This is a genomic window from Bombilactobacillus mellifer (genome assembly GCF_000970795.1).
Lineage (GTDB): Bacteria > Bacillota > Bacilli > Lactobacillales > Lactobacillaceae > Bombilactobacillus > Bombilactobacillus mellifer.
The window spans coordinates 171,903-185,982 of the sequence record NZ_KQ034029.1 but is presented as its reverse complement, the minus strand read 5'-3'; the positions used below and the strand labels follow the sequence as shown (position 1 = coordinate 185,982).

At 39.4% G+C, this 14,080-nt stretch carries 14 protein-coding genes; 7 read left to right on the top strand and 7 right to left on the bottom strand.

Annotated elements, in window-relative coordinates; all coding sequences use genetic code 11:
- Positions 1 to 104: 104 nt before the first annotated feature.
- On the bottom strand, positions 105 to 1,553 hold the full coding sequence (locus JG30_RS07075) for an APC family permease (protein ID WP_046317611.1): 1,449 nt from the start codon (positions 1,551 to 1,553) through the stop codon (positions 105 to 107).
- Positions 1,554 to 1,828: 275 nt separating this feature from the next.
- On the opposite strand from JG30_RS07075, the gene JG30_RS07070 reads away from it, so the two are divergent.
- From JG30_RS07070 to JG30_RS07055, 4 genes are read left to right on the top strand one after another with little or no spacing between them, the layout of a single operon-like run.
- Entirely contained in the window at positions 1,829 to 2,566 is a 738-nt protein-coding gene (locus tag JG30_RS07070) for an amino acid ABC transporter ATP-binding protein (protein WP_046317610.1), read from the top strand.
- 18 nt (positions 2,567 to 2,584) lie between these two features.
- Entirely contained in the window at positions 2,585 to 3,400 is an 816-nt protein-coding gene (locus JG30_RS07065) for a transporter substrate-binding domain-containing protein (RefSeq protein WP_046317609.1), read from the top strand.
- Positions 3,397 to 4,035, top strand: a complete 639-nt coding sequence (locus tag JG30_RS07060; protein WP_046317607.1) for an amino acid ABC transporter permease — start codon at positions 3,397 to 3,399, stop codon at positions 4,033 to 4,035. Before JG30_RS07065 ends, JG30_RS07060 begins: the two co-directional genes overlap by 4 nt.
- A gap of 15 nt (positions 4,036 to 4,050) precedes the next feature.
- Positions 4,051 to 4,704 carry an amino acid ABC transporter permease gene (locus JG30_RS07055; protein WP_046317605.1) on the top strand — a complete coding sequence of 218 codons (654 nt, stop codon included), beginning with the start codon at positions 4,051 to 4,053 and terminating at the stop codon, positions 4,702 to 4,704.
- A 369-nt stretch (positions 4,705 to 5,073) separates the two neighbouring features.
- Here JG30_RS07055 and adhE read toward each other — a convergent pair whose 3' ends face one another.
- The 6 genes from adhE to JG30_RS07025 form a co-directional block, all read right to left on the bottom strand.
- Entirely contained in the window at positions 5,074 to 7,734 is a 2,661-nt protein-coding gene (adhE, locus tag JG30_RS07050; RefSeq protein WP_046317603.1) for a bifunctional acetaldehyde-CoA/alcohol dehydrogenase, read from the bottom strand.
- Positions 7,735 to 7,997: 263 nt separating this feature from the next.
- A complete protein-coding gene (locus JG30_RS07045) occupies positions 7,998 to 8,537 on the bottom strand; it encodes a hypothetical protein (protein WP_046317601.1) in 540 nt (179 codons plus the stop codon).
- 37 nt (positions 8,538 to 8,574) lie between these two features.
- Positions 8,575 to 9,054 (bottom strand): PTS sugar transporter subunit IIB, encoded by a 480-nt coding sequence (locus JG30_RS07040; protein ID WP_046317599.1) that lies wholly within the window; start codon positions 9,052 to 9,054, stop codon positions 8,575 to 8,577.
- A 39-nt stretch (positions 9,055 to 9,093) separates the two neighbouring features.
- Positions 9,094 to 9,510 carry a PTS sugar transporter subunit IIA gene (locus JG30_RS07035; protein ID WP_046317598.1) on the bottom strand — a complete coding sequence of 139 codons (417 nt, stop codon included), beginning with the start codon at positions 9,508 to 9,510 and terminating at the stop codon, positions 9,094 to 9,096.
- A gap of 18 nt (positions 9,511 to 9,528) precedes the next feature.
- Positions 9,529 to 10,425, bottom strand: a complete 897-nt coding sequence (locus JG30_RS07030) for a PTS system mannose/fructose/sorbose family transporter subunit IID (RefSeq protein ID WP_084616713.1) — start codon at positions 10,423 to 10,425, stop codon at positions 9,529 to 9,531.
- A gap of 12 nt (positions 10,426 to 10,437) precedes the next feature.
- Complete coding sequence (locus tag JG30_RS07025; RefSeq protein ID WP_046317596.1) at positions 10,438 to 11,214, bottom strand: PTS mannose/fructose/sorbose/N-acetylgalactosamine transporter subunit IIC; 777 nt, start codon at positions 11,212 to 11,214, stop codon at positions 10,438 to 10,440.
- A 149-nt stretch (positions 11,215 to 11,363) separates the two neighbouring features.
- On the opposite strand from JG30_RS07025, the gene JG30_RS07020 reads away from it, so the two are divergent.
- Genes JG30_RS07020 through JG30_RS07010 form a run of 3 tightly spaced genes read left to right on the top strand, consistent with a single transcriptional unit; the run spans position 11,364 to position 13,959 of the window.
- A complete protein-coding gene (locus JG30_RS07020) occupies positions 11,364 to 12,005 on the top strand; it encodes a histidine phosphatase family protein (RefSeq protein ID WP_046317594.1) in 642 nt (213 codons plus the stop codon).
- 39 nt (positions 12,006 to 12,044) lie between these two features.
- The gene (locus tag JG30_RS07015; RefSeq protein WP_046317591.1) at positions 12,045 to 12,914 is read left to right on the top strand and encodes a LysR family transcriptional regulator; all 870 of its coding nucleotides are present in this window, start codon (positions 12,045 to 12,047) and stop codon (positions 12,912 to 12,914) included.
- 43 nt (positions 12,915 to 12,957) lie between these two features.
- Complete coding sequence (locus JG30_RS07010; RefSeq protein WP_046317589.1) at positions 12,958 to 13,959, top strand: D-isomer specific 2-hydroxyacid dehydrogenase family protein; 1,002 nt, start codon at positions 12,958 to 12,960, stop codon at positions 13,957 to 13,959.
- Positions 13,960 to 14,080 lie beyond the last annotated feature (121 nt).

Below are 14,080 nucleotides of genomic sequence, written 5' to 3'. Positions count from 1 at the left end.
ATAGTTAAGAAATATCGCTATTATACACTAATTATAAAAATTGGGAGCTTATTACTTATAAAAAAATATCTGTCTGCAAGTTTGCAACAGATATTTTTTTATTTTTAAGCCTGTGACGCGGCTTTTTGTCGTTGATATTTAGCAATTAACGGTAAAATGGCCCCAATAGCCAGCATGACTAACGGTTCTAGGATATTGAGAATTAAAACGTGATAAAAAGTTGAGGTACCCGGCTTTTCATCGACTGGCCAAATACCTAAAGTAGCGAAGATAAAAGTAATCGCAAAGCACCAACTCCCGACGGCCACTGCTAATTTAGAGTTTTTAATATAAACAAAGTCGCTTGGATAACGGTCATCATGTAAACGTACCAGGATAAAAGAAGAAAACAAAAAACAGGTTGTATAAGGGGAAACAATGCCGTTTAAATTGAGCAGTTGGTTGAAGATGGAATTCATATTCGGCAAAGTAGCACTGGCGACCATAATAAAAGTACAGATTGCCGTGGTTAACCAGTAACCATTAATAGGCAAGCCCCGGTCGTCCAACTTAGTTAAAGCCCGCGGCAAATATTTTTTGGCAGTGTCCGATAAAAACATACGCGTGCCCGCATCTAATAAAACCGCTAGCTGGGCCATCATGTACAACGCTTGGGTAATAGCAAAAGCATATAAGAAGAACTGACCTAAACCAAATTCAGAACCCATTTTTTGAAAAGCATAATAAGAACCATTCATTTTGAGATCATGCGGTAAATGATGTGCGTTGAAAAAGATCCCTAAGGCAAAGGAACCCAAAACAGTTAAAAAGCCGGTCATAATTGCTAACATCCACATGGCTTTCGGGAAATCACGTTTACCATTTTTCATTTCTGTAACGTAAGGCGCTGCAAATTCAGAACCATTCATGGCAAAAATAATCAGGGCAAAAGAACCTAAATATTTCATATCGACATGCGGTAAAAAGGCTTTCCAAGTAAAGGGCTCTGTATGTGGAGTTCCACCTTGGCCTAAGTAAACAAAAGTCATGATTACATAGAGAATCGTCATGAAAAACATGGCTCCGCCGCCAATAATACTAAAAATCTGGAGAGAGTTTTTTAAACGGTGTTCAATAAAAATAAAAATGGTAAAAATTACCGCCGTTAATAAAGCAAACATGGCATTACTCATCCGATTAGATAAGGAATTATTACCATAAATTAACCAGCCAAAGGAAATGACCATCGAATTAGCGACATCAACAATATAAGGCAAGCCGGACACCCAATAAGTCCAAGCGCAAATATAACCCCACAGATTACCACTTGTGTGGCGCACCCAAGAGCTCATTCCTCCACCGTCGTGACTGAACACTGAGCCTAAATGACCGACAATCATTTCATACGGCACTACGAAAACAAATAACATTAAAATCCACGTAGTAACGACTGCGAGACCTTGATTTTGAAAATTATAAATAATATCGTCAAAGCCAATGACCGTTACAAAATCCATTAAAGCTACTACCGGCCAGCTAATGAATTTATGTGATTGTGGGTCTAAATCTTCCATTGACAAACCTCCGAACAGCTTTAATTCACAAACGATAACCAGTATACTGCAAATTTGCAAGTCTGAACATAAAAATTAGCACATTCTCCATTCAAGAAAGATAGTTATCCCAGGATTAGCCCATCAAATAGCAAAAAATATGATTTTTATTAAAAAAAATCGGCCAAAAGCATCACTATTGAGATTCCAACCCTTAAGGATTGATAATAATTATTGCATATTTTACTTTGACAAGTTTAAAATGTTACTAATACTAATTTGAAGGAGTGAGAATAATGTCGATGATCGAATTCCATGATGTTCAAAAATATTATGGTCAATTCCATGCTTTGAAAGATATTAATTTGGAGATCGATGAGGGCGAGACGGTTGTACTCATTGGACCATCTGGATCAGGCAAGAGTACTTTAGTGCGAACGGTGAACGGACTGGAGTCGATTCAGAATGGTAGTTTAATTGTAAACAACCAAGACCTTTCTTCTCCTAAAACAGATGTCAATCGCTTGCGGACAGATGTAGGGATGGTGTTTCAACATTTTTATTTATATGCCAATAAAACTGTCTTAGAAAACGTAATGCTGGCGCCACGGATTGTGAGCCATATTCCTGAAGATGAAAATCGCCAACGGGCGCTGTCGCTATTAAAAATGGTAGGTTTAGAGTCCAAAGCTGCCAATATGCCTTCTCAAATTTCCGGAGGACAACAGCAGCGGGTGGCGATTGCCCGTTCTTTGGCAATGCGTCCCAAGCTGTTATTATTTGATGAACCCACTTCGGCTCTAGATCCAGAAATGATTGATGATGTTTTACAAGTTATTAAAAAAATCACCTCGGATAGTGCGATGACTTCTTTAATTGTGACGCATGAAATGGGCTTTGCCAAAGAAGTGGCCAATCGAGTTATTTTTATGGATGATGGTCGAGTGGTGGAAGACGACGATAAAACGGAGTTTTTCCGGCAACCGAAAACAGAACGGGCACAACAATTTTTAAGCAAGATTATTACCCATTAAATAAAAGGAGGACTCATGATGCGAAAAAAATTTTGGTTGTTCTCCTTGGTTTTGTGGACCTTTTTATTGACCGGTTGTGGTCAAAGTCTTTCCCAGCAATCGGTTTTAGAAAATGCTAAACAAGCTAATACGATCACTTGGGGCGTGAAAGGAGACGTCCGGTTATTTGGTTTAATTGATGTCAAAGATGGACAACAAAAAGGCTTTGACGTAGATATGGCAAAGCTCATTACCAAGCATATTTTGGGACCCAAAGGTCATGCCGATTTTGTAACGGTGACTTCCCAATCACGAATCCCATTGTTAAAAAATGGCAATGTCGATGCAGTCATTGCCACTATGACGATTACCCCTGAACGTCAAAAAACGGTGGACTTTTCGAAAGTTTATTTCAATGCGGGCCAATCCTTATTAGTACCTAAGAATTCTCCAATCCAGGATGCTTACCATTTAAATGGACATACCATTTTAGGAGTTGTCGGGGCTAATTCTGTGGATAATGTTAAAAAAGCTTCACCGAAGGCCAAAGTTTTAGAATTACAAGATTATGCCCAGGCTATGAATGCGTTGAAATCCAAACAAGGTGAAGCTATGACCACTGATAATGGCATCTTATATGGGTTAGCCGTTCAAAACCCCGGTTATGAGGTGCGGGGCGGAACCTTTACCAAAGAACCCTATGGGGTAGCCATTAATAAACATCAAAAAAGTTTTGTAAAAGCGGTTAATCAAGCTATTGATGAAATTAAAGCTGATGGTGAATATAATCGTTTAATTAAAAAATGGTTTGGCCAAGTGCCAGGCTTTAACTATAAGGAGTTGTATAGCAAATGATTAATATTTTTACTCATTATAGTCACCAACTCCTAGTGGGGTTTGGCTGGACGATCTTCTCGAGTCTTTTAGCATTGTTATTTAGTTTAATTATTGGCGCGGCCTTTGCGCTCATGGAAGTTTTGCCTAATAAAGTTTGTCGAATGATTGGCCGAACTTACGTGGAAATTTTTCGGAACATTCCTTTACTAGTAATTACGATGTTTTTTTATTTAGTAATTCCGATGTATTTGGTCAAAATTAACGGTTTTACAGCAGGAACCATTGGTCTGACTTTATATACTTCAGCCTTTATTGCCGAAACTATTCGGGCTGGAATCCAATCTGTGGATAATGGTCAAATGGAAGGAGCCCGCTCAGTAGGGATGACTTATTGGCAGGCTATGCGATATATTATTTTGCCCCAGGCTGTCAAAATTGTGATTCCACCATTAGGCAATCAATTTATTAATCTCGTTAAAAATTCCTCCGTATTAGCTTTTGTGGCTGGTTTTGATTTAATGTACCAAGCCAACTCGATTGCTTCGGCAACTTTTGACACTATTAATAGTTACTTTGTAGTCGGCTTATTGTATCTGATTATTACTTTGCCATTAAGCTATTATATGCGTTATTTAGAAAAAAGGACTGCGTAAAGGAGGTGGCCGCGTATGCAGAATTGGATTAATGCATATTCTTGGATGAATATTCGTTTTTTATTGATGGGTTTGGAAGTAACGGTTTTGATTTCCGTCGTTTCAGTATTATTAAGTTTTATTATCGGTTCCGTTTTTGGGATTATCCGCTATTCACGGATTAAATATTTATCTGCGGTAGTCGGATTTATAATTGATATTATTCGCAATTTACCGTTACTGTTAATTATTTTCTTTACTTACTTTGGCTTACCTAATTTTGGGTTTAAACCGGAAACAATTCCCGCTGCAATTATTGCCATGACAGTTTTTGAATCTATGATGTTAGCAGAAATTGTACGTTCGGGTCTGAATGCGGTAGATGTTGGTCAAATGGAAGGAGCCCGTTCTGTCGGTATGAGTTTTGTGCAGGCTTTATGGTATATTATTTTACCGCAAGCCTATAAAAAAATGATTCCGGCGATTATTAGTCAATTCGTATCGTTGATTAAGGATACTTCGCTGGCCACGATTATTGTGGTGCCGGAGCTAATGCAACATGCACAAGTAGTCTATGGACAAAATGCCAACTATATTTTGCCGATGTTTGCGGCCTTAGCGGTGTTATATTTTATTATCTGTTTCAGTTTATCGCTGTTAGGTAATTTCATTGATCGCCGGTTAGCTTAAAAAGCCGTAATTCAAGAGAAACAACGACTTGACCTTTTGGTTGAGTCGTTGTTTTTTTGGTTGGCAGTGATATTTCTTTACAGAAAAGTGGCTGGATTTGATGAGAGGCCCTAGTTTGCTAACCTTTTTAGTTTTGCGGTCGCAAAATGGCGGGTTATTTATTATTAGCTGTAAGCGTTGGGAACTTGGCTTCAGAAGAGAATTTGTGGCCTCTTGTGGGATGAGCACGCTTTAAAGTTAGTTATAAAAACCAATTCAAAAAGCTTAACCACAATTTTGTAGTTAAGCTTGGCAATTCATTGGACACATGTTCTTAATGGTTATAAACTTATTGATTTTGGTTGATCTGGTAGGTGAAAGTAAAAAATTTTAAAATTGATCGATCAGTAACTGTCTAATTTCTTGTAGGCTGGGTTGCCGCGGGTTGGCGGGAGTGCATTGATCTTGATAAACCAAGTCTACTAACTTGTCTAAGGCATCTTGGAATTGTTTTTTGGTGACTCCATTGGCCGATAATTTCGGTTCAACATTGACAGCATGCATGAGTCGGTCAATTTTTTGACATAGTTTATCAACTAATTCTGCATCACTGGATCCATTCAGACCGATAAATCGCGCAATATCTGCATAGTCACTTTGCGCCCGATAAACATCGTAACGAGGGAAAGGAGTGCGTTTCACTTTACCACTGACACCATTAAAGCGAATCACATGCTGCATAGCAATTGAAATGGCTAAGCCATGGGGTAAACCAAATTCACCACCAGTTTTATGAGCCAAGGAGTGGTTAATTCCTAAAAAGGCTTGTGCAAAAGACATTCCGGCTAAAGTTGCGGCATTATGCATGTTCTCACGCGCCTGTTCACCTCTTAAAGTAGGCTTTTGCGGATTATAGTTATACGAGTCTTCCAGATTTTCAAAAATTAATTTGATGGCTTGAAGAGCCCAGGGACGAGTATACTCGGAAGCCATCACGGATACATAAGATTCCAGGGCATGCGATAAAGCATCCAAGCCCGACCAAGCAACAGTGCGCTGAGGAACGGTCATCACAAAGGCTGGATCAATGATGGCAATTTGTGGTGTTAATTCGTAGTCGGCCAGCGGGTATTTAATATGAGTATAATCATCGGTAATGACCGCAAAAGGCGTTACCTCCGAGCCGGTACCTGAGGTAGTAGGAATAGCGATTAATTGGGTATGAGTTTGGGGGTCAAACTTAACAATACGCTTGCGAATATCAATAAACTTTTGTTGTAATTTAGAGAATAATTGGCTGACATTTTCATATTGATCTAAAAAGCCTGGGCGATCGAAAGAATATTCATAAATAAATCGGGAAATTTTGGCGGCATCCAAGGCGGAACCTCCACCGACAGCAATAATAGTATCTGGTTGGAATTGGGCCATTTGTTGAGCAATGGCAATAGTTTGTCCTAAAGTGGGATCAGGTTGCACGGTTCCATAAATCGAGACTTTAATCTCATGATCTTGGCAGGCCAATTGTCCAGTTACTTTGTCCACAAAGCCAAACTTAACCATTCCTGGATCCGCGACAATTAAAGCCCGGGAAATATTGGTTAAATCCTGTAAGTAAGAAATAGAATTCTTTTCATAATAAATTTTGTGTGGTAAGCGAATCCACTGTGGTCGAGTGCGTCTTTTGGCGATGGTTTTGATATTAAGCAGATCTCTTGTTGATAAATTATGTGACAATGAATTTTTCCCCCACGAACCGGTTCCTAAAGTCAAACTTGGACGCAAAGCATCGGTATAAATATCACCAATTCCTCCGAGTGAATCCGGTTGATTCACCATAATTCGTGTGGCATTCAGAGCGTTGCCAAATTTCGTCACAAAAGGATCATCTTGCGAACCGATCTGAATCACCGAGTTATGGCCGGCACCTTGGTAAGCTAATAATTTTTGAATGATGCGAATCCCGTCATTGCGATCCTGCGCTTGATAGACTGATAAAAGCGGTGAGAGTTTTTCGGAAGACAGCTTTTCACCGATATTGTCGGCTTGCAGTTCAAATAACAAAACATCCTTATCGGCAGGTAAATCGATACCGGCATGTTGGGCGATCCAACGAGCTGACATGCCAGCTACAGCCCCATTAACTCCATGGCGATCATTAAAGACAAAGTCGGCTACTTTTTGATAATCGGCTTTCGGAACTAAATAAGCACCTTGATCTTGCATCCGTTGGAGCCAAGCATCATAAATAGGTGCTTCGACAACTGCGGAATTTTCTGTCGCGCAAATCATACCGTTATCAAACCGTTTGGAGAGCAGTAAATCTTCCACTGCACGTTTTAAATTAGCGGTATGGTCCACAAAAACGGCTCCATTGCCGGCTCCCACACCTAAAGACGGATTACCGGATTGTAAAGCGGCTTTGACCATCCCAGGACCACCAGTGGCCAAAATAGTATCTATTTGAGGGTTTTGAATTAGTTCAGTAGTATGTTCAATCGAAGGTTCTTCAATCCACTGAATAATGTCTGCCGGGGCCCCTGCCTGGCGTGCCGCTTCATAAACAATTTGAGCCGCATGTACCGAGCATTTTTGAGCCTGGGGATGGAAAGCAAAAATAATCGCATTGCGTGTCTTGAGAGCCATCAAAGCTTTAAACATGGTGGTGGAAGTAGGATTAGTGGTTGGAACAATACCCGCTAAGACGCCTAAAGGAGCTGCAATTTCGACTTTTCCTGCAACGGCGTCTTTACTAATGACACCGACTGTTTTTTCATTTTTGATGGTATGATAAACGTTTTCTGTGGCAAAACGGTTTTTCGTATCTTTATCTTCAACAATACCCCGACCGGTTTCTGCTACGGCTTCATGGGCTAGCAAGAGAGCAGCCTTGGAACCAGCCAAAGCCATGGCGGCCACGATTTGATCAACTTGTTCTTGACTATAAGTGGCATAAGTTTGTTGAGCCTTTACTGCGTGAGTGACTAATTGCGAAATGGTTTTTGATTTCTTGACAAAAGTCTCATTTGACGTTGTTTTTGTCCGCGACATTGAAATGTTAGCTCCTTTAATTTTTGATTGTTAATTAATTAACAATGTAAGAGTAACACCATGTGAAATAAATTACAATCAGAAAAATAGCGGAAGATACCTCTATAAAAGCTTTTGAGGTTATTTGTTATTGATTTCACAATAATGTTAACGCTCTCATAAAAAAATAAAAATTTTTTTATACAGCAAAAAACTTGGGACTTTTTGAAAAGCCCCAAGCCGCAAATAAATCTGGTTTCATTTACTGGATATCCAAACTGGAATTAAAATTTAGAATGTGTTAGTTCAGTAATTAAAATTTGAGGGTTATGCTGTAAGCCCTGTTTTTTAAGTTCCTGAAATATGCGCAAAAAGGTCTGCGAACGATAGCGAAAACCATCGATAATGACTGAATAAAAAGCCAAATTACCGTTAGTGACTAAATTAGTCTGTAAAGCCGCAGCTTGCTGTTGTCGATTGTGAGCTACACTTTTCGCGATAATACCGATTTGCCAAACAGTATTATTGGGGGTAATTTCAATTTTTAAAATATCATTCCAAGGAACGATTAACGCTGGATGTTTTGTATTATCGATTACCCCCTGATTATTAATAACATAATCCGGAACTTGAATGTGCATAGTACGAATGATTTTTATTGCAAAACCCGCAAATAAAAGTGCAAAAAATGTCGCTAGCATTTTAAACAAGAACGCCGTTTTAAAGGTATTAACACTCAATAAACTGAGGGCAAATAAAATAAACACGCAACTAGTAGTATAGTTCTTAATTTTGTCAGGATAGACTTCAAATTGATTGTCCATAACTTGTACCTAGGAGGATGAATCTTGAGAAATGACGTTAAAGGTCGGTCTGATAAGCTACTTTTTTAGAATCAGGAACTGTCTGAAAGAAGATCTCGATTCCTTGCTCATGGAGTTTTTGCAGATCATTTTTGTCTTCCTCACTGAGAGCTACGGTCGGAATGACAAACTTAGTATTCGATTTTTTAGCAATTCCGCCAACGTTTAAAGTTTGAATTTCTAATCCCGCTGCAAGAGCTTCCAGAACTTCTTTAATGTTTTTAAAAACCAGGACTACCTTATCGTCTCCAAAGTGATCTTTTTGCCATTGAGTACCAACTTCGGCAGCAGAATAAACTTTAATCCGCAGCCCACCGGTTGAATTAGTGCTGATGTAAATATCCTTCATAAAATCATCGGCCGCAGTGGCATTATCAATGACATAAACCGAATTAGTACCTAAGCCCTTTGTCCACTTCGTCATAACTTGTCCGTGAATCAAGCGATCATCGACCCGTGCTAAATTAATTTTACCCATTGTTCTCCTCCTATCAGTTGGTACAATCAAGAAAAATTTTTATTTTTTAAAATAATTTTTATCAATTACTTGTAAGCCCTCTTGGGCTACTTTCAGCGAGTCAGTTAGTAATTTTTGTGTATCAGCTTCTTGATCAGTAAAATTTAATAAATTAATTAATAAAGGTAAATTGAAACCGGTGATAACTTTCAAATCAGGATATTGCGCTAAGGTGGCAAGAGAAGCATTGGAAGGACTCCCACCTAGCAAATCCACCAAAATAACGGTTTCGTCATAATTTTGCTGATTGGTTTGTAATTGCGTTTGGATTTGTTCCCGCAAGGAAGTTACGGATTCTCCTGGGTGCAATCCTAAGGCACTGAGATTCTTTTGCTCACCCATTAAAAGTTCCAGACTTTGGACTGCGGCGCTGCCTAGATCGCCGTGAGTAATTACTAAAAAGGCTCGTTTAACCATCTTTCAACCTCCCGGTTATTAAATAATGTAGAAGGCACTCAAAACAATCAGTACGAGAGTTAAATAAATCAATCCCCGCGTGATTTTGAGACCTTGTTTTTGGAAATACCAATATAATAATACCACAGCTAATAATGGCAAAAGTCCGGGTAAAATTTGATTTAAGATAGCATTAATGTCAAATACTTTACCGCTGATAGAAAATTTTAAATAACTTTTGATGTTGATGTACTGTCCAGCTAAAATCCCCATCATATACAGCCCTAAGACACCTAAGCCATCAATAATTCCGGCCATGCGGCCACCAGCCATAATTTCTTTAGCCGCTGAGCGTCCCAAAGCATACCCCATTTTGGTAAAGTAATAACCATAAGTAAAAGTTAGTCCGGCAAAACAGATAAAAGGTAGCAGAGCACCTAAAAAACTTCCTTGTTTAGCAAACGGTAAAAAAATAGCAATAAAAATATATTGGAGGGTACCTGAATCAATGGAATCCCCAATACCAGCCAGAGGGCCCATCAAGCCAACTTTGGTATTATTAATCATATCTTCTGAAATAGGTTCTTCACCATTGGCGAGAGCTTTAGCCCGGGCTTCTTCTAAAGAAATGGTAATTCCCGTTAAAGTACCGCCGCCCCATGTGGCCTGGGTGTTGAAAAATAATAAGTGTCTTTGAAAGGCTTTCGCTAGTTCATCATGATCTTTATATAATTTTTGTAGCGTCGGAATTAATCCAAAACAAAAAGCCGGCGCTAACATCCGATCAAAGGTATGAGAAACTTCATTGGCCCACCACCAGCCAAACCAAGACTTCATTAAATCCTTATTTGTAATCGGATCAGGTTGGGGAATTCTGGCCACCGAAGTGTCGGTGCCGGTTAATTCCGAATTATCAGTATCTGCTGTTGCACTCATTTTTAAATCCTCCTAATGATTAGTTTCGGAATTTTTGTTATTGAGCATCACGTATAAAATCGCAAAAATAACGCCAAAAATAGCATAAATGGTCATATTGATTTTTAATTTGGCAAAGGCAACACTCATAAAATAAGCTAAAAAGAAAAAGGGCAGCAGCCGTTTTTTACCAATTACTTGCATAATAATCGCAATTCCCAGCGCAGCTAAACCGCCGCCGACACTATTTAAAATATGAATTAACGTACCATGTTCAATTTGTGCGACGAGTCCGGAAATAACCGGGGCACCAAAATATAAAGCAATGAACATTAAAGGAATAAATAACAAAAAGGATATTAAAGTGGGAATAACAATAATGGCAAATTTTAACCCCCGCGCATTCGCTTCTTGAGCATATTTATCCATCGGCTTTAAGGCAAAGGTGTTCAAGAAAAACCGAAATTGATATAAGTAACTTCCTAAAAGCGCCACGGGGACAGCAATGGCAATCGCTCCTTGCGGGCTCATATGACCGAGTAAGGCAACGGGAACAGCAATCGCGGCACCAATTGCCGGTTCGGCCGGCAGCGCTCCTCCCGGAGCCACAAAGCCCATATAGACTAGCTGAATGGCAGCGGTTACAATCATAGCTTGACGAATATCTCCCATGACAAAACCAACCACCATGCCGGTCATGAGGGGGCTAAAGCGCATTGTTAAAGTCATAGTTCCCAAAATCCGCGATTCGACAAGTGCTACCCAAATAGCAATAAGCAGTGCTTGCCAAGCAGACAATGTCACATGCATAAGGCAACCTCCTAATTTAAGTATTGAATAGACAACGCATTTTATGAATACTATTTACATTTTTATTATACATATTAGCGCTTTCATTACAATGTTGAATATTAAAATCATTTAATATAAAATTAAATTATATTTAGGAGGACTAGTTCATGGCTGATTGCAATATCTATTTAGTGCGTCATGGAGAGACGCTATTTAATACTTTGAAACGCATGCAAGGTTGGTGTGATTCCGATTTAACTTCGCGAGGCCAAGCCCAAGCCATTGCGACTGGAAAAAAGTTGCAGACAGTGAAGTTTGCAGAAGCAGTTTTTTCTAATTTGTCCCGCGCGGTAGAGACAGGGAACTTGATCTTACAACAACTGAAGCAACCGGTGCCCAGAGTTCGATATGATCCTAATTTTCGAGAAGTATTTTTTGGATCGTTTGAAGGTTTAGAAATTAAGGATACTTGGCAGCGCATTGCCCAACCTCAAGGTTATCATGGTCAAAGTGAGATTATCGCACAAAAAGGTTTACCCGAAGTGCGGCGTTTAATGAAAGCTGCGGATCCACAGCACTGGGCCGAAAGTTATGACCAAGTTTTACAACGCTGGCGCAAAGGTTTGCAGCAAATCTACCAGCAAGCTGCACCTGATAGTAATATTTTAATTGTCACTCATGGGACTTTTATTCGGACTTTAGCCGATTATCATGGGATTGATACTCTGAAAAATTATCCGGCCAATGCCAGTGTGTCACTGTTGCGCTTGAGTTCACAGGAAGTAAAATTTGTGAATTATAATCAATAAATTACATAAAGTCCCAATCTGTTTAAAGGAGGTGGGAGGTTGAATCTTGAGTTATTGCAGACTTTTTTAAAAATTGTAGAATATCAGCAAATTTCTCTAGCGGCGGAGGCTTTATTTATTACTCAATCAGCAGTCAGTACGCGCTTAAATAAATTAGAAAGTCAGCTGGGAGTCAAACTAATTAATCGTAAAAAAGGCCATAGCCTTGTGACGTTAACTAAATATGGTGAAAGTTTAGTACCCATTGCCCAGCAGTTAAGCGATTTAACTCAAAAGACCCACCATTTAAAAGAAATTGCCAATTATCATTTTTTGAAAGTTATTGCTCCTCAAGATATTATGCAGACTTTGCTGCCGGATGTTTGTAGTAGTTTACTGATGGCAGATCCCTTGTTGCGTTACACTTTTGCCACGGCTGATAATGACTTAGTTTATGATGCTATTAACAATCAAACGGCAGACCTGGGTTTTGCTTTTGATTCCTTGGCACGGACAGAGGTGACCGTTAAAAAAATTGGTGAAGCGGCGTTACAAGTACTGGTCAGCGCCGATAGTTGGTATAGTGATCCCGTTCATATTGAAGATTTAGCAAGACATGACGAGATATATATTCCCTATAGTCAATCTTATAACAGTTGGCATTTAATGTATTGGGATCATTCCTTGTCCCCTTATTTACAGTTAGATTCCGGCTATTTAGCAGCGACTTATTTGTCATCCAGTAAGCATTGGGCACTAATACCCCAATTTGTGGCTCAGAAAATATTACAACAACAGCACCGCTTAAAAAGCCTAACCCTAGTGGAAACCATTCCGCCACTGCCGATCATGGCTATTCAATCGCAAAAATATGCGGGCTTGAGCGCTGATATTGATAAATTACTGTTTACCATTCGAGCAAAACTATAGCAGTAGACAAAATAACGGCGGATGAAAGGAGCAGAAGATCACAATGGGTAAATATAAAATTGCAATTGTCAATTCCAGTAGTTTTGGTCAAGTGTTTCCCGAACATTGGCAACAATTAACACATTTTGGTTCAGTTGATCGCTTCATGGTCGATCCCCAGATTACCGGCACCGATTTAGCCCAGAAATTACACGGCTATAATATTATTATCGCAAGTGTAACTCCGGATTTTAAGGCGGACTTTTTTGACCATAAAGATGAATTGTATTTAATTTCGCGTCACGGGATTGGTTATAACAATATCGATTTAAAAGCTGCCCAACAACATGGGACACAGGTCACGATTGTGCCCCCGTTAGTCGAACGTAATGCAGTAGCCGAAAATGTGTTGACTAACTTAATGGCTATTGTACGACAGACGGCCCGCGCTGCCCAAAGGGTTCAAGCAGATAAATATGAAGAGCGGGCGCAATTTATGGGACGGGAATTTACTGGTAAAACTTTTGGCGTGATTGGTTGTGGGAATATTGGCAGTCGTGTTGTGGAATTATTTCATATTTTCAGTGATCGGATTTTAATTAATGATCCCCAACCGCAAGTATCGCCGCAGTGGTGGCAACAACATGCCTATGTTCAATCCGTTACTTTGAATGATTTATTACAGCAGGCTGACTTTATTTCGTTGAATGCATCTTTAAATGATACCGATTGGCATTTAATTAATCAGACAACTTTAACCCAAGTCAAACCAGGAGCCTACTTTGTTAACCATGCTCGAGGGGCCCTAATTGATGAAGCAGCAATGTTAAATGCGTTACATAAGGGCATTGTCGCCGGTTATGCCGCTGATACCATGGAAAAAGAACCGGTACGTGCGGATCATCCTTTTTTGAAAGAACCTCATTGTTTAATTACACCACATACTTCAGCGTATACGTATGAATGTCTACATGGTATGGGGGAGAAGTGTGTGGCTGATGTGCAAAATTTAGTGGAGCATCAACCCTTAACCAGAGAATTAACGCATCTTTTAAACGTCAAGTAAAAATCGATGAGTAATCTTTGAGTAACAAACTGGCTGTCAACCATGGGCTGACAGCCAGTATAGATTTTGAGATAAAGCCATCCAAAATAGATGAAGGCCAATGAGTTGTTGATAGTGTTGC

What these genes read in the sequence shown, in the direction of transcription:
- JG30_RS07075 (WP_046317611.1), bottom strand. Translation starts at nt 1,553, where the DNA reads ATGGAAGATTTAGACCCACAATCACATAAATTCATTAGCTGGCCGGTA.
- JG30_RS07070 (WP_046317610.1), top strand. Translation starts at nt 1,829, where the DNA reads ATGTCGATGATCGAATTCCATGATGTTCAAAAATATTATGGTCAATTC.
- JG30_RS07065 (WP_046317609.1), top strand. Translation starts at nt 2,585, where the DNA reads ATGCGAAAAAAATTTTGGTTGTTCTCCTTGGTTTTGTGGACCTTTTTA.
- JG30_RS07060 (WP_046317607.1), top strand. Translation starts at nt 3,397, where the DNA reads ATGATTAATATTTTTACTCATTATAGTCACCAACTCCTAGTGGGGTTT.
- JG30_RS07055 (WP_046317605.1), top strand. Translation starts at nt 4,051, where the DNA reads ATGCAGAATTGGATTAATGCATATTCTTGGATGAATATTCGTTTTTTA.
- adhE (WP_046317603.1), bottom strand. Translation starts at nt 7,734, where the DNA reads ATGTCGCGGACAAAAACAACGTCAAATGAGACTTTTGTCAAGAAATCA.
- JG30_RS07045 (WP_046317601.1), bottom strand. Translation starts at nt 8,537, where the DNA reads ATGGACAATCAATTTGAAGTCTATCCTGACAAAATTAAGAACTATACT.
- JG30_RS07040 (WP_046317599.1), bottom strand. Translation starts at nt 9,054, where the DNA reads ATGGGTAAAATTAATTTAGCACGGGTCGATGATCGCTTGATTCACGGA.
- JG30_RS07035 (WP_046317598.1), bottom strand. Translation starts at nt 9,510, where the DNA reads ATGGTTAAACGAGCCTTTTTAGTAATTACTCACGGCGATCTAGGCAGC.
- JG30_RS07030 (WP_084616713.1), bottom strand. Translation starts at nt 10,425, where the DNA reads ATGAGTGCAACAGCAGATACTGATAATTCGGAATTAACCGGCACCGAC.
- JG30_RS07025 (WP_046317596.1), bottom strand. Translation starts at nt 11,214, where the DNA reads ATGCATGTGACATTGTCTGCTTGGCAAGCACTGCTTATTGCTATTTGG.
- JG30_RS07020 (WP_046317594.1), top strand. Translation starts at nt 11,364, where the DNA reads ATGGCTGATTGCAATATCTATTTAGTGCGTCATGGAGAGACGCTATTT.
- JG30_RS07010 (WP_046317589.1), top strand. Translation starts at nt 12,958, where the DNA reads ATGGGTAAATATAAAATTGCAATTGTCAATTCCAGTAGTTTTGGTCAA.